The sequence below is a fragment of the Streptomyces sp. NPDC048291 genome (assembly GCF_043201715.1).
GTDB lineage: Bacteria > Actinomycetota > Actinomycetes > Streptomycetales > Streptomycetaceae > Streptomyces.
The window spans coordinates 55,249-77,592 of sequence record NZ_JBICZC010000012.1 but is presented as its reverse complement, the minus strand read 5'-3'; the positions used below and the strand labels follow the sequence as shown (position 1 = coordinate 77,592).

Genomic DNA, 22,344 nt, shown 5'->3' with positions numbered 1-22,344 from the left:
AGGCAACGGCCGCGAGCCCGCCCGACGTACAGTCGATCAAGCTCGGAACCGGACACGAAAGGACGGCTCGGTGTCGGAGAACCCACAGCCCGCTCATCCCGGCGGCGACCCGGACGGCCCGAGCTGGACCCGGGCGGTGAAGGTGCTCCAGGACGCCTCCCCGATCAGCATCCCCGAGGGCGCGTCCGCGATGACCATCCACGTCGAGTGGGAAGCCGGCGATCCCGGCACCCCGCCGCACCGCCACAGCGGCCCGGCGTTCGGGTACGTCGTCAAGGGCGCGGTCCGCTTCGAGCTGGAGGGCGAGCCCGAGCGGATCGTCGAGGCCGGCGGCACGTTCTGGGAGCCGGGCGGCGACGTCATCCACTACCAGGACGGCAACGCCCTCGCCGACGCCAGGACCGAGTTCGTGGTCACCATGATGTGCGCGCCGGGCAAGCCGATGCTCGAACTGGTCGAGGCCGGGGAACTGCGGCAGCGCGCCCATCTGCGCGCTCCCCGGCCCGCCCGCTGACCTCGGTGCCGCCCCTCCCCGAACGCTCCGCGGGAAGTGCCGTGCCGTGGGTCGGCCGCGGCGCCGTCGTGGCTGGTCGCGCAGTTCCCCGCGCCCCTTTCGGGGCGCTGCCGAACCCGCTCAGTCGCCCCTCAGGACCACCAGTTGCCGGGTCGCGCGGGTCATCGCCACGTAGCGGTCGACACCGCCCGTCACGCCCGTGCCGAACTCCTCCGGGTCGACGAGGACGACGAGGTCGAATTCGAGCCCCTTCGACAGTTCCGGGGTGAGCGAGCTGACCCGGGGCGGCGGGGTGAAGCCGGGGGCGCCGATCACGCAGGCGACGCCCTCGGTGTGCGCGGCGAGCCAGTCGCCGAGGATCCCGTCCAGTTCCGACACGGATCCGTGCACGACGGGCAGGCCGCTGCCGCGGATCGAGGTCGGCACGTTCGCGTCCGGGAGCACCGCCCGGATGACCGGTTCGGCCTCCGCCATGACCTCCTCCGGGGTGCGGTAGTTGATGCTGAGCGAGGCCTGCTCGATCCGGTCGAACCCGGCCCGTGCCAGCCGTTCCCGCCAGCTCTCGGTGAACCCGTGCCGTGCCTGGGCGCGGTCCCCGACGATGGTGAAGCTCCGGGACGGGCAGCGCAGCAGCAGCATCTGCCACTCCGCGTCGGTGAGTTCCTGGGCCTCGTCGACGACGATGTGCGCGAACGGGCCGGCCAGCAGGTCGGGGGCGAGGACGGTCAGTTCGGACTCGTCGACGAGGCTGACCTTGGCGTCCTCGCCACGGAGCATGATCACCAGTCCCTCGCCTTCGTCGCCGTCGGCGCCGGAGTCCCGGACGGCCCCGATCAGGTTGTCGACGACCTGGGTCATGCGCTCGCGCTGGGCGGCGAGCACGGCCTCCTGCCGCCGGCGGCGCCGGGACACCTCCGGGTCGCCGAGCCGCTGCCGGGCCGCGTCCAGGAGCGGCAGGTCGGAGACCGTCCAGGCCCGGGCGTCGGCGCGCTGGAGCCTGCGCACGTCGTCGCGGCCGAGCCAGGGGGCGCACAGCCGCAGGTAGGCGGGCACCGTCCAGAGGTCGCCGACCAGGTCGGTCGGCTCCAGCAGCGGCCAGGCGCGGTCGAGGGTGTCGACCAGGTCCCGGTCCCGCTGCAGCGACCTGCGGAACTCCTCGGGCGCCACGTCGTCGCCGCGGTGCCGGTCCAGCAGGATGGTGGCCAGTTCCTCCCAGATCTGGTCGCGTGCCTCGTTGTGCGGGGTGCCGGGAGCCGGCGCCCGGAACGCGTCGGCCCAGTCGTCGGCGGTCAGCCGCAGGTCGCCCCAGTCGGTGCTGACCGTCGTCCCCCGGGCCGGGGGTTCCTCGTAGAACCGGACGGCCGTCTCGATCGCCCGCACCATGTCCGCGGTCGACTTCAGCCGGGCCACCTCCGGGTCGGCCTCGACGGCGGCGGAGGCCCCCTCGTCGACGAGGTCCCGCAGCAGGCAGGTCTGCACGCCCTCCTCGCCGAGGCTCGGCAGGACGTCGGAGACGTAGTTCAGGTAGGGCCGGTGCGGGCCGACGAACAGCACCCCGCCGCGGCGGTGGCCGAGCCGCGGGTCGGAGTACAGGAGGTGGGCGGTGCGGTGCAGGGCGACGACCGTCTTGCCGGTGCCCGGGCCGCCGTCGACGACGAGGGCGCCACGGGATCCCGCGCGGATGATGGCGTCCTGGTCGGCCTGGATGGTGGCGAGCACGTCCCGCATCCGCTCCGAGCGGTCGGCGCCCAGGCTGGCGATGAACGCGGACTGGTCGTCGAGCGCGGCGTGCCCGTCGAGCCCGTCGGCGGTGAACACCTCGTCCCAGTAGTCGCTGATCCGGCCGTCCGTCCAGCGGTACCGGCGTCTGCTGCGCAGGCCCGCCGGGTCGGCGTGGGTCGCCGCGAAGAACGGCTCGGCGGCGGGCGACCGCCAGTCGATCAGCAGGCGGCGGCCGGTGCTGTCGGTGAGGCCGAGACGGCCGATGTACACGGGCTCCGGGTCGTCGGCGGCGACGATCCGCCCCAGACACAGGTCCAGGCCGAAGCGGCGCAGGGTGCGCAGCCGTCCGGTCAGCCGGTGGACCTCGATGTCCCGGTCCATCGCGGCCCGGCCGGTGCCGCCCGGCGCCCTGAGCTCGGCGTCGAGGCGGTCGGACAGCTCGGCGATGGTCTGTGCGAGGCATTCGGCGACGGCGGCCAGGTGCCGCTCGTCGGCGGCGATCAGGGCGGGGTCGGCCTTGGCCGCGAGCCGCTCGGGCAGGTCGAAGGCGCTGGTGGTCAGGGGGTTCACAGCATCAGCTCCGTGGGGAGGCCGTGCGGCCGCAGACACGTGCACGGCGGGGCGTCCGAAGGGACGGGGGGGGAACAGGGGGGAACAGGGGGGCGGGGTGAGGGGCGGGGACGGCGACCGTCGTCCAAGGGGCGTTGCGGGTGCGGGTGCGGGTGCGGGTGCGGGTGGCGAGTGTGCTTGGCGCGTGCGAGTGCGAGTGCGCGTGGCGGGTTGCGAGGGCTCGTGGCGCGTTGCGGGCTGCGGGCTGCGGGCTGCGGGCTGCGGGCTGCGGGCTGCGGGCTGCGGTGCATATCCGACCGCGGGACCGTCGTGGCTGGTCGCGTCCACGCGTCGGGGTCGCACCGGCATCCGTCGGGCGGCGGGGTCCCACCGGCGTCCGTCGGGCGGCGGGGTCGCACCGACGTGCGCCGCGCGGCGGGCGCCTCGCGCGGGCGCCGCGGTGGCCGTGTGCGGGGTGGCTCAGGCGCCGTCGAGGAGCAGCCGCGCGGCCACGGTGGCTCCGTCGGTGCGCATCGTGCCGGCCACGGCCGCCGCACGGGCGCGGGTGTCGGGGGTGAGGGCGGTGGCGAGCGCGGCCGAGAGCGAGTCGACGGCCGGGACCGGGCCGTCGTGGGCCGCGCCGATGCCGAGGGCGGCCACCCGGGCGGCCCAGTGCGCTGGTCCACGAACTGCGGGACGACCACCTGGGGCACCCCCGCCACGGCGGCCGTCGTCGTGGTGCCCGCGCCTCCGTGGTGGACCACGGCGGCGACCCGGCGGAACAGCGCCTGGTGGTTGACCTCGCCGACGGCGAAGCAGTCCTCGTCGCCGTCGGCCGGGGCGAGGTCGGCCCAGCCGCTGCCGATCAGCACGCGGCGGCCCCGGGCCCGTACCGCCTCGACGGCCACCCGGGCGGCGTCCGGCGCGCCGCGCATGGCCATGCTGCCGAAGCCGACGTACACCGGCGGTGCGCCGGCCTCAAGGAACGCCAGCAGGTCGGCCGGCAGCGGGCGGGCGTCCGACAGCAGCCACGCGCCGGTCTGCACGAGGTCGAGATCCGTCATCTCCTGCCACGGGGCCAGCCCCGGGTCGGCCGCCAGCCACGGCCGGTCGGTGAAGACGTGGTCGCGGACGTTGTCCACCGGGGGCAGACCGAGCGCGGCCCGGTGGGTGTTGAGCGCCGCCCCGTACAGGGCGTTCACCCGCTCGGCGTCCACCTTCCACAGCGTCGGCAGGTCGGCGTCGGCCGGGGCCGGGCGGCCCGGCCGGCCCGCGGGCGGGAACCGCGAGGACGGCAGCCCGAACGGGTGGAAGCAGGCCAGCACGTAGCGGATGCCCAGCTTCTCGGCCACCGACCGCGCGCCGGCCGGCATCAGGCCGCTCGCCACCAGCACGTCGCATCCCTCGGCCGCCGGTCCGACCGTCTCGAAGTGCGCGGCCACCAGCTCGGGCGCGAGCTTGAACGGGTCCTCCGGGGTCGGGTTCGGCCGGGTCACCAGCGCGCGCACCGAGGGCCCGAACGGCACGTGCGGCACGCCCGCACGGGCCAGCAGCTCCGCGAACTCCTCGTCCGGCGGGGCACACACCCGGGCCTCGGCACCGAGCTCCCGCAGCGCCACCGCGAGTCCCGCCAGCGGCTCGACGTCGCCGCGCGACCCATATCCCATCAACAGCACACGCATGTCGCACATCCCCCAAATACCGCGGTTCCTGGCTTCGGCCTGCGATTCTGCGGGACCAGGGGGGCCTTGCCGCAAGCCCCCCGGTGCGCTATACGTTAAGAAGGGAGAGGAGAAGAACTCCTCACCCTGTGGTTCCCAGCTGTGTTTCTTCCGGGTCGCCGATGCGCGGCCCTTTCTGCTGTCAGGGCGCGCTCAGCCAGGGCCGGACCTGCTTGCGGGCCTCGTGCAGCCGGGACTTCAGGGTGCCCAGCGGGATCCCCACCCGTTCGGCGACCTCGGCGTAGTCCAGCTGGCAGATGTCCCGGTAGACGAGCGGCGCGACCAGCTGCGGGTGCTCCCGCTCCAGCCGGTCCAGCGCCTCCAGCAGATCGATGCGGGACCCGGCGATCACACTCGTCGTGCGCGGGTCGACGTGCTCGGCGGGTTCGATGGTCGCCGGCTGCTCCGCCGCCCGCCGCTTCAGGTCCCGGTACTTCTGCCGGGAGCAGTTGGCGACGACCGTGTACAGCCAGGTGCTGAAGCGGCTGCGGCCCTCGAACGTGGAGATCTTCCGGGAGATCTGCAGCAGCACGTCCTGGGCCGCCTCCTCGGCGTCCTCCCGGCACGGCAGGAACCGTCCGCAGCGCCGTACGACGTCCGGCCAGACCTCGGAGAGCAGCTGGTTCAGGGCCGCCTGGTCGCCGGCGGCGGCCCGCCGGGCGAGGTCTTCGGTCAGCGCGGCGTCCGGCACGGGAGGTCCCCCTCGAAGTCGATCTCAGGACAGGCATGATAGTCGTATGCAACCCCTGGAGCGGATCGGCCGCTATCGCCTCGAACAGCGCCTGGGCACCGGTGCCTTCGGGACGGTCTGGCTCGCCCACGACGACCAGCTGGACGCCTCGGTCGCGGTGAAGGTGCTCGCCGACAACTGGTCGCACCGCCTCGACGTCCACGACCGCTTCCTGTCCGAGGCGCGGCTGCTGCGGCGGGCCGACTCCAAGCGCGTGGTGCAGGTCTACGACATCGGCGAACTCCCCGACGGGCGGCCGTACTTCGTGATGGAGTACGCCGACGCGGGTACCCTCGCCGACCTGCTCGGCGGCGGCCCGCTCCCGATCCCCGACGCGCTGCGGCTGACCGCGCTGGCGGCACGCGGCGCGGCGGACCTGCACGGGGCGGGGATCGTGCACCGGGACATCAAGCCGACCAACGTGCTGCTGCGCACCGCGCAGGACGGCACCCGGCGGGTGCTCCTGGCCGACCTGGGGCTGGCGAAGAGCCTGGCGCAGGCGTCGGGGCTGACCCTGGCCGCCGGTTCGGCGGGGTACCAGCCGCCGGAGCAGGCCCAGCCGGGCGAGGGCATCGACGCCCGCGCCGACGTCTACGCGCTGGGCGCGGTGGGCTACGAGCTGGTCACCGGGACGGTGCCGGCGGCGCCCGGGCAGGTCGTACGGCCCGAGCGGCTGCGGCCGGACCTCGGGGAGGACGTGCAGCGGGCGCTGATGCGGGCCCTGGAGCCGGACCGGCAGCGGCGCTGGCCGTCGGCGCAGGCCTTCGCGGACGAGCTGGACCGGCTGGCGACGGCCGCGGCCGGCCTGCGGGCGCGCCGGCCCCGGCGTCTGGACGGTGTCCGCAGGCGGCTCAACGCGGTCACGCTGACCGTCGCCGCGGTCCTCGCGGCCGGCGGCACGGCTCTCGCGGTCACGATGGTCGACCGGAACGGGTCGGCGGGGGACGAGACGCGGGTCGCCGACTCCACCGGGCGGGTGGTGGCCGAGGTGCCGTCCGGGTGGGCGGGCGAGCTGCGGAACTCCGGCTGGAACCCGCAGGCCCTGGGGCTGGCCTCCGGGCACGAGCCGGGTCTTGAGGTCGCCGACGACGTGTCCGAGTGGCAGGACCTGACGACCGCCGTGAACGGCGTGTTCATCGGCGTGAGCGAGCACGGGGACGTCACCGCCAAGGTGAACGCCCTCTCCCACTCGGGCTGCCACTACGACGGCAGCCGTGCCTTCACCGGCACCGAATGGAAGGGCCGGGTCCGCAGCTGGAGCGGGTGCTCCGGCGCGGGCGGCTCGATCCAGGAGGCGGCCCTGCGCCCGGCCGGCGGGGACGACCAGCCCCAGGTGTACGTGCAGGTACGGCAGAAGGGTGCCGTCGACAGGACCGTCACGGACGGCATACTCCGGTCCCTTCGGGTCACCTGAGTCGGAGAGTCCCGGCGTGGCCCCGAACTTTTCCGCCGTTTCTCGCATCGGATGGGAGTGACGGCGCACGGAGCGCCTCCGGTACGCCTCGCGGGCGTGCCACGACACATCCAGGAGTGGTGAGACACATGGCGCACACGTCCCAGTCCTCGCGGCGCGGGGCGGCCCTGCTCGCGAGCACGGTCGCCGCCCTGGGCCTGCTGACCGCCTGCGGCAACGGCGGTCAGGGCAAGTCCCCGGAGTCGGTGTCGGGCACGGCCGCGCCCGCGACCGGCAACGCGTCGAGCGCGGACAGCTCGGGAACCTCGGCCGTCCCGTCCGGCACCGGCTCCTCGTCGACGACCGGCGGCTCGGCGACAGGGGGCGGTTCGTCGACGGGCGGCGGGTCGTCGACCGGAGGCACCACGACGAGCGCCGCCGCCTCGGCCCGCTGCCACACCTCGGAGCTGACCGCCTCGGTGGGCGGCAACGACCCGGGGGCCGGTCAGGAGAACTTCCCGATCGTGCTCACCAACAAGTCGGGCCGCAGCTGCACCGTGCGCGGCTTCCCGGGCGCCGCCTTCGTGAACGCCTCCGGCACCCAGCTCGGCCCCGACCCGCAGCGCGAGTCCGGCACCACCGCCACGACGGTCACGCTCAAGCCGGGCCAGAGCGCCTGGGCGGGGCTGACCTTCTCCAGCCCGGAGATCAGCGGCGCCAAGACGGCCACGCCGGCCGCCCTGCTCGTCACCCCGCCGGACGAGAAGGACTCGCTGAAGGTCACCTGGAAGAACGGCGCGGTCCCGGTCTCCGGGAACGCGTCCTCGGTGCGTCTGGGCGTGTTCAGCGCCGGTAGCGGCGCCTGACCGTCCCCCGACCCGGACCCCGCTGCCCACTCCCCCGGGCGGCGGGGTTCGTCATGTCCGGGCCACGAGTGTCACAGGAGTGCAACACGCGCGGCCGGCGCCGATCTTTTCCGCCGGACCGCCCATCGAACCCGTCGACCACACAGCAACGGGGCTCCACGAGGGGCCTGGACGACGGAATCGGGGACGGACATGAGCGGCATCTCTCGCAGGCGGGTGCTGACGGCGGGCGCGACGGCGGGGGCCCTGGGCGCCCTGTCCGCATGTTCGAACGGCAACTGGACGCTGGACGGCAGCGGTTCGGCCGACGGCGGCAAGGGAAGCGGCGCCGCCGGCAGCGCGTCGGCGAAGCCGCTGAAGCTCATCGGGGACGGCTCCACCGCCGACACCGGCGCGCAGCCGCACCAGCCGAAGGCGACGCGGATGGCGCCGGGCAGCAAGCCGCCGCAGTTCGTGGTGTTCTCCTGGGACGGCGCGGGCGAGCTCAGCAACAGGCTGTTCTCCCGCTTCCGCAAGGTGGCCGCGGACCACGGCGCGAAGATGACGTTCTTCCTCTCCGGCATCTACACGCTGCCCGAGTCCAAGAAGGACCTCTACCACCCGCCGCAGCACGCGGTCGGCGCCTCCGCGATCGGCTACCTCTCGGACCGGCACATCCACAACACGCTCCAGCAGGTGCGGGCCGCCTGGCTGGAGGGCCACGAGATCGGCACCCACTTCAACGGCCACTTCTGCGGCTCCGACGGCGTGCGCAACTGGTCCTCCGCCGAGTGGCGCAGCGAGATCGACCAGGCCATGGACTTCGTCACCAAGTGGAAGACGAACACCGGCTTCACCGACCTGGAGCCGCTGCCCTTCGACTACCGCAAGGAGCTGATCGGGGGCCGCACCCCGTGCCTGGAGGGCCAGGCCAACCTGCTGCCCACCGCCGCCGCGCTCGGCTGGAAGTACGACGCCTCCTCCCCCGGCGGCCTGCAGATCTGGCCGGGCAAGGTGCAGGGCAACCGCATCTGGGACTTCCCCCTGCAGTCCATACCGTTCCCCGGGCACTCCTTCCAGGTCCTGTCGATGGACTACAACATGATGTACAACCAGTCGGCCGGCAACCCGCTGGGCGACAAGGCCCAGTACGACGCCTGGCGCACCCAGGCCCGCGACAGCTACCTGGCCGGGTTCGAGCGGGCCTACTCCACCAACCGGGCGCCGTTCTTCATCGGCAACCACTTCGAGCGCTGGAACGGCGGCATCTACATGGACGCCGTCGAGGAGGCGATCGGCAGGATGGCCGAGCACGACGACGTCCGCTTCGTGTCGTTCAAGCAGCTGGTGGCATGGCTGGAGGCGCAGGACCAGGCGGTACTGCGGACGCTGCGCACGCTGAACCCGGGCCAGGAGCCGACCGGCGGCTGGGGGGAGTTCCTGGGCGCGGCGGGTACTCCGTCCTCGTAACCGGGTCCGTCCGACGTCATCTGCTTTCATGGGCGGGCCGTACTTGATCACGCCTCCGAGGGACGCGCCCTGAACACCCCGCTCGCCGAGACCCTGTCCGTCCTCCTGCTCGCCGCCGTCCTGGCCTGGGCCGTGATCCGGCCGCGTGGCTGGCCGGAGGCGGTGCTGGCCGTACCCGCGGCGGGGCTGGTCATCGCCACCGGGGCGATCTCCGTCGACCACGCGCGGGCGGAGGCCGAGCAGCTGGGGCCGGTGGTCGGTTTCCTCGCCGCGGTCCTGGTGCTGGCCCACTTCTGTGACGTGGAGGGCCTGTTCCAGGCCTGCGGGGCGTGGATGGCCCGGTGGTCGGGCGGCCGGCCGGTGCGGCTGCTGACCGCGGTGTTCGCGCTGGCGTCGGTGATCACGGCGGTGCTCAGTCTGGACGCGACGGTGGTGCTGCTGACGCCGGTGGTGTTCGCGACGGCGGCCCGGTCAGGGGTGCGGGCGAAACCGCACGTCTACGCCTGTACGCACCTGTCGAACACGGCCTCGCTGCTGCTGCCGGTGTCCAACCTGACGAACCTGCTGGCGTTCGCGGCGAGCGGGCTGAGCTTCACCCGGTTCGCGGCGCTGATGGTGCTGCCCTGGCTGGTGGCGATCGGCGCCGAGTACCTGGTGTTCCGGCGGTTCTTCGCCCGTGACCTGTCCTCGGCGGCCCCGGGCTCCCAGGACCCCGGCGAGCCGCCCCGGCTGCCGGTGTTCGCGCTGGTGACGGTGGCCTGCACGCTCGCCGGGTTCGTGGTCACCTCGGCGGTCGGCGTCGACCCGGCGTGGGCGGCGTGCGCGGGTGCGCTGGTGCTGGCCGGGCGTGCGCTGCTGCGTCGCAAGGCGACCCCGCTGACGGTGGTGAAGGCGGCGGCGCCGGCGTTCCTGGCGTTCGTGCTGGCGCTCGGCATCGTGGTGCGGGCGGTCGTCGACAACGGACTGGCTGACGCCCTCGGCCATGTGCTGCCGGGCGGGACCGGGCTGCCGGCGCTGCTCGGCATCGCCGTGCTCGCCGCCGTCCTGGCGAACATCGTGAACAACCTGCCGGCGGTGCTGGTGCTGCTGCCGCTGGCCGCGCCGGCCGGGCCGGGCGCGGTGCTGGCGGTGCTGCTCGGGGTGAACATCGGACCGAACCTCACGTACGCCGGGTCGCTCGCGACGCTGCTGTGGCGCAGGATCGTGCACCAGCACGACCACGGGGTGGACCTCGGGGAGTTCACCCGGCTGGGGCTGCTGGCGGTGCCGGCCGCACTGTGCGGGGCGGTGGTGGCGCTGTGGGGCGCGCTGCAGGTGGTCGGGGTCTAGCCAGACCCCGGGATCCAGTCAGATCTACGGAATCCGGTCGGGATCCCATCGGGATCCGGTCGGGATCCAGCTGGGAGGCCATGGAGATGCGGGTGATCGTCTGGCTGGTCGAGGGGACCTGGCCGGCCTGTGTGGACGCGGCGCGCGATCATGCGCGGGACGCGTCCGAGGTGGTGCTGCTGCACGTGGCCGAGCCGGGGGTGGCCGGGCTCGCGCACGGTGCCTTCGCGGGGCTGCTGGGCCGGGCCGGCTCGGAGCCGGACCCGGAGCAGCGGCTGGTCGAGCTCGGCGGGACGTCGGCGGCGGAGCTGCTGGACGCGGCCGAGGCCCGGCTGGGGCGGCCGTGCACCCGGCTGGAGCGGGTCGGCCGGGTGGAACGGGAGGTGGTGGCGGCCACCGCCGACGCCGGTCTGCTGGTGCTGGCCCGGGACGGCGACCGGTCCCGGCTCGGGCCGCACAGCCTGGGCAAGGCGGCGCGGTTCGTCGTCGACCACGCGCCCTGCCCGGTGCTGCTGGTGTGGCCGGAGGGTGCGCCGGACCTGACGACGATGCCGCCCCCGCCGCCGCACCCCTGAGTCCGCGCGGGCTCAGTGCCCGTGGTAGCCCCCTCCGCCGTAACCGCCGCCGTAGCCACCGCCGCCCCAGCCGCCGCCCCAGCCGCCGCCGTACTGGCCGTCCCCGGAGCCGTAGCAGTAGCCCGGGTACTCGACGCACGGGTCGTAGCCGGGGGTGCTCGACGGCGTCGGCTGCGCGGTCGTCCGCGACGCCGACGGGGTGGGCGTCGGCGTGGCGGGCTTCGCCGCCTTGGTGGTCGGGACGGCGGACGCGGTCGGGGTCGGCGTCGGGGTGGTGTCGGCGTCCCAGTTGACGATCTGCATCTGCAGGTCGGGCTGGGAGGTGTCCATCACCCAGCGCTGGGCGCCGGCGTTCGTCCGGTTCTTGACCACCAGCGCGCCGCCGCCGTCGGTGGCGGCCGGGGCGAGGGCCAGGTCCTGGTCCCAGCGGGGCACCAGCGCGCCCTGCAGGGTGAAGTCGTAGTGGACGCTCCTGGCCTTGGTCCCGGCGGTCGACGCGCACGGGGAGAGCCGGACCGAGTAGCCGAGGTGCGAGTCGAGGCACAGGCTGGGGGCGGCGGCGTTGCGCAGCAGTCCGTCGCCCTCGTACGTCCACTGCTGGCTGGCGGTGGAGGAGCACTCGGCGAGTTCGGTCTCGGCGCCCTTGACGGCCTTCTTCCCGACCACGCCGATGCAGAGGCCGGAGGCGATGTTGTGCAGCCGGCCGCGCAGGGTGCCCTGGGTGGTCCGGCTGGTGCCGATCCAGGACGGGCCCGAGGTGGCGGAGCCGGCCGGCGTGGCGGACGGCTTGGCGGCGGCCGGGGTGCCGTCGTCGCCGGAGCCGAGCACCGACCACAGCACCAGCGGCAGCACGACCAGGCCGCTCACCGTGCCGACGGCCACGGCGAGGTTGCGGCGGCGCACCCGGCGGGCGGCCCGCTGCTTGGCACGGCGGGAGGCGGCCGGGTGCACGATCAGGTCCTTGCCCGGGGCGGCGGGCGACGCGAACGCCTCGCCGCCCGCGATTCCCCCGACGGAGGTGGGCGCGGGTTCGGCGGACTCCCCGGTCCGGTCGGCCCGGGACTCCATGTAGGCGCGGGCGCCCCAGCCGAGCACGGCCTCGGCGAGGGCGGTGCCGAGGCCGCCGTTGAACTGGTGGAGCTGGTCGGCGGTGTACCGGCAGTGCTTGCAGCCGTTCAGGTGCTGCTGGAGGTCCCGGTCGACGTCGACCCCGCCGCGCCGGAAGGTCACGTCGATCATCCGGACGTAGCGCTGGCACTCGTCCTCGTGGGCGAGTTCGCGGTGCACCTGGACGCACTCCTCGCGCATCCGCTCGCGGGCCCGGCGCAGTTCGACGTGCGCGTCCTGCTCGTCGAGGCCCAGCAGTGCGGCGGGGGCCGCCAGCGGCTCGGACTCGACCTCGGTGTGCCACAGCACGGTCCGCGAGGACGGGGTGAGCCGCTGGAAGGCGCGGGCGAGCAGTCGCCGGTTCGCGGGCGGGAGCAGCCGGGCGGCGGCCCGTTCGCCCTTGCCGACGCGCAGTTCGGGGTGGAGCAGTTCACCGCGCCCGTCGTTGTCCCATTCGGCGGCGATACGGCGGACGGTGACAAGGAGTTGGGGGCGCCAGGCGGCGGTCGGGCCGGCCTGGCGGAGGGATTCACCGAAGAGTCTGGTGAATGCTGCGGTGGTGAGCATTCCCGCGCCGCGCGTCCCGTCGGTGCACAGACGGGCGTAGGCGAAGGCCGCTTCCCAGTGCCGGTCGAGAAGTTCACCGACGGGATGCAGGGCCGGTGCCGAGCCCGTCCACTGCTTCAGCTCGGCGCTGAGCTGTTCGTCGGTGACGTCGAACGGCCGGGCGGGGGCAGGGGAATTCCCCAGGCCTGCGTCATTCACGACTGCATTCCTTCCAGACGCAACGCGGGATTCGGTCCATACCGTCTGGTATGCGACCGGTATGCGACCCGGCCGACGACTCGGTCGGATGGGCTTGTTGGGGGGGTTCGGCGCGCCGGAAGCGGCCTCGCGCACGCGGCGGTCGAAAATAACCGTCCGCATGCCGACACGCCACACCTTTGCACAGGCCAGCAGGGCAGAACAAGAGATCTCGGGGTTTTGCGCATTGCCCGACGGCTGCGGTAATTTGACGATTCGTCAATGCCGGAGTCCGCGGTTTGTCGGCGTATCGACATCGCAATTGCCACCGGGATTCGAGGCGGACCGCCCCGGTATCGGCGGCAACCATTGAACCACGGCCCGACCTGCGCAGGCCGCCAGGCCGTCGGCGTCCGTGAACCAATAGGCGGGCCGATTAAGGGCGTTCACCCGAGCGGTAGGCGCCGGGCGGGACACCGTATCTTTCTCGGAAAACCCGGCTGAAGTGGAACGGGCTGGGAAATCCGGACGCGGCGGCGACCCGCTCGACGGTCAGGTCGGTGCTCTCCAGCAGCCGGGCCGCGTGCCGCAGCCGCGCCTCGCGCAGTGCGCGCATCGGCGGCACGCCGGTCCGACCGGTGAAAAGGTGGGCGAACCGGGACGGCGACAGTGCGACACGCCCGGCGAGCGAGCGGACCGTGTGCGGGGCGCCGGGGTCGGCGGCGATCAGGTTCTGGGCACGGCGTACCCGCTCGTCCCCGGCGTCCCGGCCGGGCGCCGTCGGGTGGCCGCCGGCGGTCGCGAGCAGGACGGCCTCCTCCAGCGCGCACAGGGCGAGTTCGCGTGCGGCGGTGCCGTGCGCGACGGCGACGGGGGCGTCCCCCGGCGCCGGGCCGGGCGGCGCGCCGGTGCCGGTCCAGCGGGAGTCGGCGAGCACGCGCTGGAAGGCCGCCTCGATGCGGTCGCGGGTGCCCTCGGGGGCGCGGGCGGCGTACACGCCGTCGCCGAGGGCGCGGGCGGCGTACACGCCGTCGCCGAGGGCGTGGGGGCCAAGCCACGGCATCCAGTGGGGGCGGACCTGGCAGTGGGTCCACCAGAACCGCCAGCGGCGGGCGTCCGGCCCGACGGCGTAGCTGTGCGGGACGCCGGGGGCGAGGACGACGAGGTCGCCGGGGCCCGCCGGGGTCTCCACTTCCCCCTGCCGGAGCAGGCCGTGGCCGTCCGTCGTCCAGGTGAGCAGCCAACTGCTCGCCCCTTCGGGGCGGTTGACCCGGTAGCCGGGTCCCTCGTCGTAGCGGCCGGTGACGACCATGCCCGGCGGCGGGGCCGGGACAGCAGTGCCGGGCAGCTCCGCAGCGCTCATGGGCATCCTCTCCGGGGGTGCGTCGGCCTAGCGTGACAGGTCCAGGGCACCGGACCGAGGAGGGCGGGCATGACAGCCACGGGCATCGACACCACCGTCTTGCGGCAGTTCGAGGAGGACGGGTTCACCGTCGTACGGGGGTTGTTCGGGTACGACGAGATCGACCGGCTGTGCGCGGAGTTCGCGGCGCTGCACGCGGCGGGGCAGGTGGTGCCGGGGCACTTCGAGCCGAGGCCGTCCGGGGATCCGCTGCACCGGTATCCGCGGGTGATGCAGCCCCACGAGATCAGCGCGCTCGCGCGCCGGTTCCTGCTGGACGCGCGGCTCCGGGCGGTTCTGGAGGCGCTGTTCGGGGAGGAGGTGCTGGCGGCGCAGAGCATGTTCTACTTCAAGCCGCCGGGGGCCCGGGGGCAGGCGCTGCACCAGGACAACTTCTACCTGCGGGTGGAGCCGGGGACGTGTGTCGCCGCGTGGGTCGCCTGCGAGGCGATCGACCGGGAGAACGGCGGGCTCGAGGTGGTGCCGGGGACGCACCGGATGGACCTGTTCTGCCCGGAGGAGTCGGACGCGGGGCTGTCGTTCGCGCGGGAGTACGTGGCACCGCCGGAGGGGCTCACGGCGGTGCCGGTCGATATGGGGCCGGGGGATGTGCTGTTCTTCAACGGGAGTCTGGTGCACGGGTCCCGGCCCAATCGCTCCGCCGGGCGGTTTCGGCGGTCGTTCATCGGCCACTATGTGGGGCGGTCGGCGGAGCGGATCGGGGGGTATTACCGGACGTTGTCCATGGGTGGGGAAGCTGTCCCCTTGGCGGAGAGCGAAGGGGGTGGTCCGTGCGGGACCGAGCGGTTGTGAGTCGGTGCGGGTGGGTGGGGGCTGGTCGCGCAGTTCCCCGCGCCCCCAAGAGGGCGCGTTTCAGTGGCCGGAGATCGGATGGGGGCCGTAGGGCTGTTCCAGCTCTTCGAGCTCCTTGTCGCTGAGGGCCAGCTCCACCGCTGCCACGGCGTCCTCGATGTGGTTCGGCTTTGACGCGCCGATGATCGGGGCGGTCACCGTGTGCTGGTGGAGGAGCCAGGACAGGGCCACCTGGGCGCGTGGGACGCCCCGATCGGCGGCGATGCGGGTGACCGCCTCGACGATCGCGCGGTCGCCCTCCTGGTAGAGGCGGTTGCCGAAGTTGTCCGTGGAGCTGCGCTCGGTGACCGTGCCCCAGTCGCGGGTGAGGCGGCCCCGGGCCAGCGGGCTCCACGGCAGCACGCCCACGCCCTGGTCGGCGCAGAGCGGCAGCATCTCGCGCTCCTCCTCGCGGTAGAGGAGGTTGTAGTGGTTCTGCATGGAGACGAACTTGGTCCAGCCGTGCCGCTCGGCCGTGTACTGGGCCTTGGAGAACTCCCAGGCGTACATCGAACTCGCCCCGATGTAGCGGGCCTTGCCGGCCTTGACGACGTCGTGCAGGGCCTCCATCGTCTCCTCGACCGGGGTGGCGTGATCGTAGCGGTGGATCTGGTAGAGGTCGACGTAGTCGGTGCCGAGACGGCTGAGGCTGTGGTCGATCTCGGTGAGGATCGCCTTGCGGGACAGCCCGCCGCCGTTGGGGCCGGGGCGCATCCGGCCGTGCACCTTGGTGGCGAGGACGATCTCGTCGCGCCGGGCGAAGTCGCGCAGCGCCTTCCCGACGATCTCCTCGCTGGTGCCGTCGGAGTAGACGTTGGCGGTGTCGAAGAAGTTGATGCCGGCCTCGAGCGCCTGCCGGATCAGCGGGCGGGACGCCTCCTCGTCGAGGGTCCACTCGTGGGTGCCGCGGTCGGGCAGGCCGTAGGTCATGCAGCCGAGGCAGATCCGGGACACGTCCATACCGGTGCGGCCGAGCTTCACGTACTCCATCGTTGTCTCCCACCGTCGAGATCACGTCGTACAGAGGCGAGCGTACGTCGGCCGGCCCGCCGGTCTCCTGTCGTGGCGGTGGCCGGCGGTGGTTATCGGACGCCGTCCGGGCCGTCCAGCAGGTCCAGCGCGCGTTCCCAGGAGAACTCGGGGCGCCCGCCGTCCGTTTCGGGCTCGCCGGCGTAGGGGTCGGCGAAGCGGACGCCGAGCGTGCGCAGCCGGGTCAGGCTCTCCTGGTAGGCGGGGTGTGCGGCGAGCGCGCCGGCGACGCAGGGCAGGACGGCGATGGGGACGTCGAGCCCCAGGGCCTCGCAGAGGGTGCCGACGGCGAGGGTGTCGGCGAGACCCGCGGCCCACTTGTTGACGGTGTTGAAGGTGGCCGGGGCGACGACCACGGCGTCCGGCGCGGGGAAGGGGCGCGGGTCGGAGGGGCGGCGCCAGGCCGACCGGATCGGACGGCCGGTGCGCGCCTCCGCCTCGGCGGTGTCGAAGAAGCCGTTCATGGCGACGGGTGTGGCGATGACCCCGACCTCCCAGCCGCGGCCCTGGGCCGCGGTGATGAGCCTGCCGACGCCGGCGGCGACACCGGCGGCGCAGACGACCAGGTAGAGGAAGGGCTTGCGGGGCTCGTCGGTCATCCGGGAACCCTATGCGGGGGCTACCGGAGCGGGAAGGACAGGCCCCGCTCGGACTCCGGGCGCGGACCGTGGATCCGGCGCTCGTGCTCCTCGATCGGCACGTCGTTGATGCTGGCCTCGCGCCGGGTCATGAGTCCGTGCCCGTCGAACTCCCAGAGCTCGTTGCCGTACGAACGCCACCACCGGCCGTCCGCGTCGTGGCACTCGTACTGGAAGCGGACCGCGATGCGGTCGCCGTCGAAGGCCCACAGGTCCTTGCGGAGCGCGTAGTCGAGTTCGCGGGCCCACTTCGCGGTGAGGAACTCGACGATCGCGGCCCGGCCGGTGACGAAGGTGCCGCGGTTGCGCCAGACCGAGTCCTCGGAGTAGGCGAGCGCGACGCGTTCGGGGTCGCGGGTGTTCCAGGCGTCCTCGGCGGCCTGGACCTTCTGGAGTGCGGTCTCCCGGGTGAAGGGCGGCAGGGGCGGGCGGTCGGCCATGGTCTCCTCCTCATTCGAAGGGTTCGAAGGGCTCAAAGGGAGAACGTGCGTTCTCCCGGTCGCTGCTACCCTAGGAGAACGTACGTTCTCTCGTCAAGGAGTGACCCATGGACAGCGCGGTCGCGCGTGAGCAGGCTCTGGACGCCGCCGAGCGGCTGTTCTACGGGCGCGGGGTGCAGTCCGTCGGGATGGACGACATACGCGGCGCCTCCGGCGTCTCCCTGAAGCGGCTCTACCAGCTCTTCCCCGCGAAGGAGCAGCTCGTGGAGGCCTATCTGGAACGGCGGGACGTGCGCTGGCGGCAGCGCCTCGCCGAGTACGTCCGGCCGCACGAGGACCCCCGCGAGCGGCTGCTCGCCGTGTTCGACTGGCTGGAGGGGTGGTTCGGGGAGGCGGACTTCCGGGGGTGCGCGTGGATCAACGCGTACGGCGAGCTCGGCGCCACCTCCCCGTCGGTGGAGGCCCAGGTGCGGGGCCACAAGCGGGCGTTCCGGGACTACCTCGCGGAGCTGGTGGCCGACGCCGGGCTGGACGCCGCGCTGACCGGGCCGCTGTTCCTGCTCGCCGAGGGGGCGATGGTCACCGCGGGCGTCACCGGGAGCACGGAGCCCGCGGCGGAGGCCCGCGCGGCGGCCCGGGCGCTGCTGCGCGCCGGCTGAGGTCAGGCCACGGCGGCCAGCCGGGAGAGGGCGGTGCGGGCCCCGGCGAGGGAGGCGGCGGCTTCCTCCTCCTGCCCGGCCAGGAAGGGCAGCACGTCGACGCGGGTCAGCTCGGCGGCCACCGGGTGGAGGTGCTCGGGCCGGACGCCGAGCCGGGCCGTCCAGGCCGTCAGGTACGGCAGCTGGAAGTCCAGGTCCGCCCGGCCGGTCTCCGGGCCGTAGGCACCGCCCCGCGCCAGGACGGCCACCACCCGGGTGGCGGACAGCAGACTCTCCCCCGTGTCCGGGTGGGTGAAGGCGCCGGGGAAGGTCACCCGGTCGATCCACGCCTTGAGGGCCGCGGGCACCGCGAAGTTGTACATGGGGACGCCGAGCAGCACCGTGTCCGCGGCGGCCAGCTCGGCGATCAGGGGCAGGGTCAGTTCCCACTCGCGGGCCTCCGCCCGGCTCTCGATCAGCGCGGGCACCTTGGCGGGCGGCACGAATCCCTCGCGCTCCACCCGGCGCCCCAGGGTGGTGTAGGCGCCGGTGAGCGGGGGCACCGGGGTGGCGGTCAGGTCGCGGTGGCGGTACTCCCCCGCCGGGTGCCCGGCGCGCCAGGCGCGGGCGAAGTCCGCGGTCAGGCGCCTGGTCACGGAGTCGGCGGTCGCGTCGGCGCTGGAGTCGATGTGCAGCAGCATGGGGTGGTCACCTCGGTCGGTCCGGATACGTCGACGGGGTGACGGAGTACGGAACGGAAAGGTGACCCCATGGACCGGCACGACGAGCTGGCGGCGGAGTTCGAGGCGCGGCGCGCACGGCTGCGGGCCATCGCCTACCGCATGCTGGGCTCGGCCGGGGACGCCGAGGACGCGGTCCAGGAGGCCTGGCTGCGGCTGAGCCGCGCGGGCGGCACCGGCATCGGCAACCTCACCGCCTGGCTGACGACGGTCGTCTCCCGCATCTGCCTGGACCTGCTGCGCGCCCGCACCGCGCACCGCGAGGAGCCGTACGGCGGCCAACTCCCGGAACCCGCGGCCGGCGACGGGCCCGAGGAGGAGGCCGTGCTGGCCGAGTCGGTGGGGCTCGCCCTGCTGGTGGTGCTGGAGACGCTGAGCCCGGCCGAGCGGGTGGCGTTCGTGCTGCACGATCTCTTCGGGGTGCCGTTCGAGCGGATCGCGGCGATCACCGACCGTTCACTGCCCGCCGCGAAGAAGCTCGCCAGCCGGGCCCGGCACAAGGTCCGCGGCACGCCCGCGCTGCCCGCCGCCGAGCAGGACCGGCACCGCGGGGTCGTGGAGGCGTTCCTGGCCGCCGCCCGGGGCGGTGACCTGGGCGCGCTGCTCGGCCTGCTCGCCCCGGACGTGGTCCGGCACGCCGACCCCGCAACCCTGCCGCCGGGGGTGGCGGCGGAGCTGCGGGGCGCGCGGGCGGTGGCGGAGGGCACGGTGCTGCTGCGCGAACGTGCCCGGTTGGCCGTACCGGCCCTGGTGGACGGGCGGGTCGGCCTCGTCGTCGCCCCGCGCGGACGGCTGCGGTACGTCCTGCGGTTCACCGTCGAGGGCGACCGGGTGGCGGCGTACGAGGTGGTCGCCGACCCGGTGCGGCTGGGGCGGCTGGAAGTGGCGGTGCTCGACGTGCCGGCGACTGTCTGAGGCCGGTCCGGGGAGCAGGCCTCAGCCCGTCGGTTCCTTGACCGTGATGGCGTGCACCGGGCAGGCCCGGGCCGCCTCCTTGACCAGCGGGTCGCCGCCGCCGTCCTCCTTGCCGGGGAGCAGGGCGCTGAAGCCGTCGTCGTCCTGGGTGAAGACGTTCGGGGCGGTGAGGGCGCACTGCCCCGCGCCGATGCAGACGTCCGTGTCGATCTCGATGTGCATGGCAGGAGCCTCTTACCAGGTCACGGGGAGTTCCAGCATCCCCTGGATCGTGTCGCCGGGTTTGAAGGGAATCTCCTCCGGCGGTGCGGCGAGCCGCAGGTCCGGGAGCCGCTCCCACAGGGTGCGCAGGGCGATCTCCAGTTCGGTGCGGGCCAGGTTCTGGCCCAGGCACTGGTGGATGCCGAAGCCGAAGGCCACGTGGTGGCGGGCCGGGCGGTGCCAGTCGAGGGTGTCGGGGTCGTCGTACACGGACTCGTCGCGGTTGATGACCGAGGTCGCGAAGAGCACGCCGTCGCCCTTGCGGATGGTCGCGCCGTCCATCTCGATGTCCTCCAGGGCGACGCGCAGCAGCCCGTCGGCGATGGACAGCATCCGCATCAGTTCCTCGACGGCGGCGGGCACCAGCCCGGGGTCGGCGCGCAGCTCGGCGAGCCGCTCAGGCTGCTGGAGCAGGGTGAAGGTGCCCAGCGAGATCATGTTGGCGGTGGTCTCATGCCCGGCGACCAGCAGGATGAGGGCCAGTGAGACGACCTCCGCGCGGTCCAGGGCACCGTCCCGCAGCCGCTCGTGGACGAGGTCGTCGAGGACGCCGTCGCCGGGCGCCTCGTCCCGGCTCTTGCGGTCGGCCAGGTCGCCCAGATAGGCCTCCAGCCGGTCGCGGGCGTCCAGGGAGTCGGCGGGCGCCGGACCGCGCAGCAGCCGCCGGGACTGCGCCTCGAAGAACTCGTGGTCGGCGTAGGGCACACCGAGCAGGTCGCAGATGACCATGGACGGCACGGGCAGCGCGAAGGAGGTCACCAGGTCGGCGGGCGGCCCCGCAGCGATCATCTTGTCGAGCAGCTCGTCGACGATCCGCTGGATGGCAGGCCTCATCACGGTCGCCCGTTTGAGGGTGAAGTCCGGGATCAGCATCCGGCGCTGGGTCTGGTGCTCGGGGTCGTCGAGGCCGAGCAGGGCGACCTGGCGGCGTTCCCGGGCCGCCGCGAACCGGGCGTTCGGCATCGGGAAGTCCTCCCGCCGGCGGTCGCTGGAGAGCCGGGGGTCGGCGAGCAGCGCCCGGGCCGCGCCGTGGCCGGTGACCGCCCAGGCGGTGCGGCCGTCGTAGAGACGGATACGGGACAGCGGGGTGTCGTCGCGCAGCGGTTCGTAGCCGGTGGGCGGGTGGTAGGGGCACGTGCGGTTCTGCGGCCAGGCCACGGGGTCGGCCAGGCCGCCGGGAGAAGTGGGTTCCGTCAGGTCCGTCAGTTCTTTCATGGAAGACCTCGCAGACGAGTGTCGTACGTCGTGCCGATCTTCATTAGATGCTCGGGGCACCTAAGGGGCGACCGGAAGTTCGGCCAGATCGCCGCAGCGGATGATCTGGCCGAACCGCGTTCGGTCGGGGGTCGATTCCGCGCCGAAATTCGCTTGCCGGTGCGGCGACGCGGGCCCCAGGATCTGCGCATGAACTCTCCTGCCGCCATCGTGCCGCTGACCACCGCGACCTTCCGTCGGGTGCGGGTCCAGCAGCAGCCGGGGCGTCCCCGGAGGCCCGAGCCCGCACGCGCGTGACGGCCGCGCTCGTCGCCGGCCTGCTCGCCGGGTACGGGATCGCCGTCCCGGTCGGTGCGGTCGGCACATATCTAGTGTCCCTCACGGCCCGTACGTCACTGCGGACCGGCGCCTGCGCCGCGCTCGGCGTGGCCAGCGCCGACGGCCTGTACGCCCTGCTGGCCACGGTCGGCGGTGCCGCGCTCGCGGCGGCGCTGGTACCGGTCCTCGGACCGCTGCGGCTGGCGTCGGCGCTGGTGCTGGTGGGACTCGCCGTGCGCGGTGCGGCGGTCGCGCTGCGCCAGTACCGCGAGCGGCGGCTCGCGACCCGGGCCGAGCGGCCGGTACCCGGCCCCGGACGGGCGTATCTCGGCCTCCTCGGGATCACACTGCTCAACCCCACCACGGTGATCTATTTCGCCGCCCTGGTGGTCGGCACGCGTTCCGCCGAGGCGGTCCGGCCGCTGGAGCAGGGTGTCTTCGTCCTCGCGGCCTTCGCCGCGTCCGCGAGCTGGCAACTCCTGCTGGCGGGCGGCGGGGCGCTGCTCGGCCGCGGCCTGACCGGTCACCGGGGGCGCCTGCTGACGGCGCTGCTGTCGAGCTGCGTGATGCTGGGGCTGGCGGCCCGGATCGTGCTGTGACCGGGCCGGCGTCCGGTGCGCTCGGGACACGGGCGAGATCCCGTCACCCGACCGGTGTCGTGCGGATGATCCGGGGCACTTCGCGTGTTGAATCATGTCGTCAATCCTGGAACCGACGAGGGGACGGACCTCATGCCTCTTGAGGGCGAGTACGAGCCCAGCCCGACCGCCTGGGTGCGCGAGCAGGTCGAGTTGTACGAGAGCTCGGGCGGGAAGGAGGGCACGACTCTGATGGACACGGGGATGCCCGTCATCCTGCTCACCACCCTGGGGGTGAAGAGCGGGAAGATCCGCAAGACGCCGCTGATGCGCGTGGAGCACGACGGGACGTACGCCGTGGTCGCCTCGCAGGGCGGCGCGCCCAAACACCCGGTCTGGTATTTCAACGTGAAGTCGCATCCGGTCGTCGAGCTCCAGGACGGGCAGGTCAAGCAGGACATGACCGCCCGCGAGGTCACCGGCACGGAGAAGGCCGAGTGGTGGGAGCGGGCCGTCGCCGCATACCCGCCGTACGCGGAGTACCAGACGAAGACCACCCGGGAAATCCCGGTGTTCGTGCTGGAACCCAAGTAACCGGATCCGGAGCGGCCGGAACCGG

General features: G+C 73.6%; 21 protein-coding genes and 1 pseudogene. 11 read left to right on the top strand and 11 right to left on the bottom strand.

Features of this window, described 5'->3' with window-relative positions; all coding sequences use genetic code 11:
* The first annotated feature begins 70 nt into the window (after window positions 1–70).
* Window positions 71–514 (top strand): cupin domain-containing protein, encoded by a 444-nt coding sequence (locus ACGF5O_RS31045; RefSeq protein ID WP_393813194.1) that lies wholly within the window; start codon window positions 71–73, stop codon window positions 512–514.
* Between the two features lie 120 nt (window positions 515–634).
* Here the strand turns inward: ACGF5O_RS31045 and helR are convergent, their stop codons facing one another.
* From helR to ACGF5O_RS31030, 3 genes and pseudogenes are all read right to left on the bottom strand, one after another.
* Window positions 635–2,806: an RNA polymerase recycling motor ATPase HelR gene (helR, locus tag ACGF5O_RS31040; protein WP_393813193.1), complete on the bottom strand. Its 2,172-nt coding sequence runs from the start codon at window positions 2,804–2,806 to the stop codon at window positions 635–637.
* A 459-nt stretch (window positions 2,807–3,265) separates the two neighbouring features.
* A pseudogene (locus ACGF5O_RS31035) lies at window positions 3,266–4,467 on the bottom strand (glycosyltransferase).
* A 181-nt stretch (window positions 4,468–4,648) separates the two neighbouring features.
* Complete coding sequence (locus ACGF5O_RS31030; RefSeq protein WP_393813192.1) at window positions 4,649–5,197, bottom strand: RNA polymerase sigma factor; 549 nt, start codon at window positions 5,195–5,197, stop codon at window positions 4,649–4,651.
* A 46-nt stretch (window positions 5,198–5,243) separates the two neighbouring features.
* Here ACGF5O_RS31030 and ACGF5O_RS31025 point away from each other — a divergent pair, with 46 nt between their 5' ends.
* The 5 genes from ACGF5O_RS31025 to ACGF5O_RS31005 all read left to right on the top strand — a co-directional run bounded on the left by ACGF5O_RS31025 (window position 5,244) and on the right by ACGF5O_RS31005 (window position 10,848).
* Window positions 5,244–6,650 (top strand): serine/threonine-protein kinase, encoded by a 1,407-nt coding sequence (locus tag ACGF5O_RS31025; RefSeq protein WP_393813191.1) that lies wholly within the window; start codon window positions 5,244–5,246, stop codon window positions 6,648–6,650.
* Between the two features lie 128 nt (window positions 6,651–6,778).
* Window positions 6,779–7,495, top strand: coding sequence for a DUF4232 domain-containing protein (locus ACGF5O_RS31020; RefSeq protein WP_393813190.1), 717 nt, complete (start codon window positions 6,779–6,781; stop codon window positions 7,493–7,495).
* A 192-nt stretch (window positions 7,496–7,687) separates the two neighbouring features.
* Window positions 7,688–8,944, top strand: a complete 1,257-nt coding sequence (locus ACGF5O_RS31015; RefSeq protein ID WP_393813189.1) for a hypothetical protein — start codon at window positions 7,688–7,690, stop codon at window positions 8,942–8,944.
* Window positions 8,945–9,013: 69 nt separating this feature from the next.
* Window positions 9,014–10,273, top strand: coding sequence for an arsenic transporter (locus tag ACGF5O_RS31010; protein ID WP_393813491.1), 1,260 nt, complete (start codon window positions 9,014–9,016; stop codon window positions 10,271–10,273).
* Window positions 10,274–10,359: 86 nt separating this feature from the next.
* A complete protein-coding gene (locus ACGF5O_RS31005) occupies window positions 10,360–10,848 on the top strand; it encodes a universal stress protein (protein ID WP_393813490.1) in 489 nt (162 codons plus the stop codon).
* Window positions 10,849–10,860: 12 nt separating this feature from the next.
* Here ACGF5O_RS31005 and ACGF5O_RS31000 read toward each other — a convergent pair whose 3' ends face one another.
* A complete protein-coding gene (locus ACGF5O_RS31000; protein ID WP_393813188.1) occupies window positions 10,861–12,720 on the bottom strand; it encodes an RICIN domain-containing protein in 1,860 nt (619 codons plus the stop codon).
* Window positions 12,721–13,135: 415 nt separating this feature from the next.
* Window positions 13,136–14,062: a helix-turn-helix domain-containing protein gene (locus ACGF5O_RS30995; protein ID WP_393813187.1), complete on the bottom strand. Its 927-nt coding sequence runs from the start codon at window positions 14,060–14,062 to the stop codon at window positions 13,136–13,138.
* A 69-nt stretch (window positions 14,063–14,131) separates the two neighbouring features.
* Between ACGF5O_RS30995 and ACGF5O_RS30990 the strand changes: the two genes are divergently transcribed.
* Window positions 14,132–14,914, top strand: a complete 783-nt coding sequence (locus ACGF5O_RS30990; protein ID WP_393813186.1) for a phytanoyl-CoA dioxygenase family protein — start codon at window positions 14,132–14,134, stop codon at window positions 14,912–14,914.
* Window positions 14,915–14,974: 60 nt separating this feature from the next.
* Here the strand turns inward: ACGF5O_RS30990 and ACGF5O_RS30985 are convergent, their stop codons facing one another.
* The 3 genes from ACGF5O_RS30985 to ACGF5O_RS30975 form a co-directional block, all read right to left on the bottom strand.
* On the bottom strand, window positions 14,975–15,943 hold the full coding sequence (locus ACGF5O_RS30985; protein ID WP_393813185.1) for an aldo/keto reductase: 969 nt from the start codon (window positions 15,941–15,943) through the stop codon (window positions 14,975–14,977).
* Window positions 15,944–16,035: 92 nt separating this feature from the next.
* Window positions 16,036–16,581 carry a flavoprotein gene (locus ACGF5O_RS30980; protein WP_393813184.1) on the bottom strand — a complete coding sequence of 182 codons (546 nt, stop codon included), beginning with the start codon at window positions 16,579–16,581 and terminating at the stop codon, window positions 16,036–16,038.
* A 20-nt stretch (window positions 16,582–16,601) separates the two neighbouring features.
* Window positions 16,602–17,060 carry a DUF1348 family protein gene (locus tag ACGF5O_RS30975; protein WP_393813183.1) on the bottom strand — a complete coding sequence of 153 codons (459 nt, stop codon included), beginning with the start codon at window positions 17,058–17,060 and terminating at the stop codon, window positions 16,602–16,604.
* A 107-nt stretch (window positions 17,061–17,167) separates the two neighbouring features.
* On the opposite strand from ACGF5O_RS30975, the gene ACGF5O_RS30970 reads away from it, so the two are divergent.
* The gene (locus ACGF5O_RS30970) at window positions 17,168–17,719 is read left to right on the top strand and encodes a TetR/AcrR family transcriptional regulator (RefSeq protein WP_393813182.1); all 552 of its coding nucleotides are present in this window, start codon (window positions 17,168–17,170) and stop codon (window positions 17,717–17,719) included.
* Window positions 17,720–17,721: 2 nt separating this feature from the next.
* Here ACGF5O_RS30970 and ACGF5O_RS30965 read toward each other — a convergent pair whose 3' ends face one another.
* The gene (locus ACGF5O_RS30965) at window positions 17,722–18,399 is read right to left on the bottom strand and encodes an FMN-dependent NADH-azoreductase (RefSeq protein ID WP_393813181.1); all 678 of its coding nucleotides are present in this window, start codon (window positions 18,397–18,399) and stop codon (window positions 17,722–17,724) included.
* Between the two features lie 69 nt (window positions 18,400–18,468).
* Between ACGF5O_RS30965 and ACGF5O_RS30960 the strand changes: the two genes are divergently transcribed.
* On the top strand, window positions 18,469–19,353 hold the full coding sequence (locus ACGF5O_RS30960; protein ID WP_393813180.1) for a sigma-70 family RNA polymerase sigma factor: 885 nt from the start codon (window positions 18,469–18,471) through the stop codon (window positions 19,351–19,353).
* A gap of 21 nt (window positions 19,354–19,374) precedes the next feature.
* Here ACGF5O_RS30960 and ACGF5O_RS30955 read toward each other — a convergent pair whose 3' ends face one another.
* Together ACGF5O_RS30955 and ACGF5O_RS30950 are read right to left on the bottom strand one after the other, a co-directional pair.
* Entirely contained in the window at window positions 19,375–19,575 is a 201-nt protein-coding gene (locus ACGF5O_RS30955) for a ferredoxin (RefSeq protein WP_133022756.1), read from the bottom strand.
* Between the two features lie 12 nt (window positions 19,576–19,587).
* Entirely contained in the window at window positions 19,588–20,829 is a 1,242-nt protein-coding gene (locus ACGF5O_RS30950; RefSeq protein WP_393813179.1) for a cytochrome P450, read from the bottom strand.
* A 293-nt stretch (window positions 20,830–21,122) separates the two neighbouring features.
* Between ACGF5O_RS30950 and ACGF5O_RS30945 the strand changes: the two genes are divergently transcribed.
* Together ACGF5O_RS30945 and ACGF5O_RS30940 are read left to right on the top strand one after the other, a co-directional pair.
* Window positions 21,123–21,746 carry a LysE family transporter gene (locus ACGF5O_RS30945; RefSeq protein ID WP_393813178.1) on the top strand — a complete coding sequence of 208 codons (624 nt, stop codon included), beginning with the start codon at window positions 21,123–21,125 and terminating at the stop codon, window positions 21,744–21,746.
* Window positions 21,747–21,878: 132 nt separating this feature from the next.
* Entirely contained in the window at window positions 21,879–22,319 is a 441-nt protein-coding gene (locus tag ACGF5O_RS30940) for a nitroreductase family deazaflavin-dependent oxidoreductase (RefSeq protein WP_393813177.1), read from the top strand.
* Window positions 22,320–22,344: the final 25 nt, after the last annotated feature.

What these genes read in the sequence shown, in the direction of transcription:
- ACGF5O_RS31025 (WP_393813191.1), top strand. Translation starts at nt 5,244, where the DNA reads ATGCAACCCCTGGAGCGGATCGGCCGCTATCGCCTCGAACAGCGCCTG.
- ACGF5O_RS31020 (WP_393813190.1), top strand. Translation starts at nt 6,779, where the DNA reads ATGGCGCACACGTCCCAGTCCTCGCGGCGCGGGGCGGCCCTGCTCGCG.
- ACGF5O_RS31015 (WP_393813189.1), top strand. Translation starts at nt 7,688, where the DNA reads ATGAGCGGCATCTCTCGCAGGCGGGTGCTGACGGCGGGCGCGACGGCG.
- ACGF5O_RS31005 (WP_393813490.1), top strand. Translation starts at nt 10,360, where the DNA reads ATGCGGGTGATCGTCTGGCTGGTCGAGGGGACCTGGCCGGCCTGTGTG.
- ACGF5O_RS30995 (WP_393813187.1), bottom strand. Translation starts at nt 14,062, where the DNA reads ATGAGCGCTGCGGAGCTGCCCGGCACTGCTGTCCCGGCCCCGCCGCCG.
- ACGF5O_RS30990 (WP_393813186.1), top strand. Translation starts at nt 14,132, where the DNA reads ATGACAGCCACGGGCATCGACACCACCGTCTTGCGGCAGTTCGAGGAG.
- ACGF5O_RS30985 (WP_393813185.1), bottom strand. Translation starts at nt 15,943, where the DNA reads ATGGAGTACGTGAAGCTCGGCCGCACCGGTATGGACGTGTCCCGGATC.
- ACGF5O_RS30980 (WP_393813184.1), bottom strand. Translation starts at nt 16,581, where the DNA reads ATGACCGACGAGCCCCGCAAGCCCTTCCTCTACCTGGTCGTCTGCGCC.
- ACGF5O_RS30975 (WP_393813183.1), bottom strand. Translation starts at nt 17,060, where the DNA reads ATGGCCGACCGCCCGCCCCTGCCGCCCTTCACCCGGGAGACCGCACTC.
- ACGF5O_RS30970 (WP_393813182.1), top strand. Translation starts at nt 17,168, where the DNA reads ATGGACAGCGCGGTCGCGCGTGAGCAGGCTCTGGACGCCGCCGAGCGG.
- ACGF5O_RS30965 (WP_393813181.1), bottom strand. Translation starts at nt 18,399, where the DNA reads ATGCTGCTGCACATCGACTCCAGCGCCGACGCGACCGCCGACTCCGTG.
- ACGF5O_RS30960 (WP_393813180.1), top strand. Translation starts at nt 18,469, where the DNA reads ATGGACCGGCACGACGAGCTGGCGGCGGAGTTCGAGGCGCGGCGCGCA.
- ACGF5O_RS30955 (WP_133022756.1), bottom strand. Translation starts at nt 19,575, where the DNA reads ATGCACATCGAGATCGACACGGACGTCTGCATCGGCGCGGGGCAGTGC.
- ACGF5O_RS30950 (WP_393813179.1), bottom strand. Translation starts at nt 20,829, where the DNA reads ATGAAAGAACTGACGGACCTGACGGAACCCACTTCTCCCGGCGGCCTG.
- ACGF5O_RS30940 (WP_393813177.1), top strand. Translation starts at nt 21,879, where the DNA reads ATGCCTCTTGAGGGCGAGTACGAGCCCAGCCCGACCGCCTGGGTGCGC.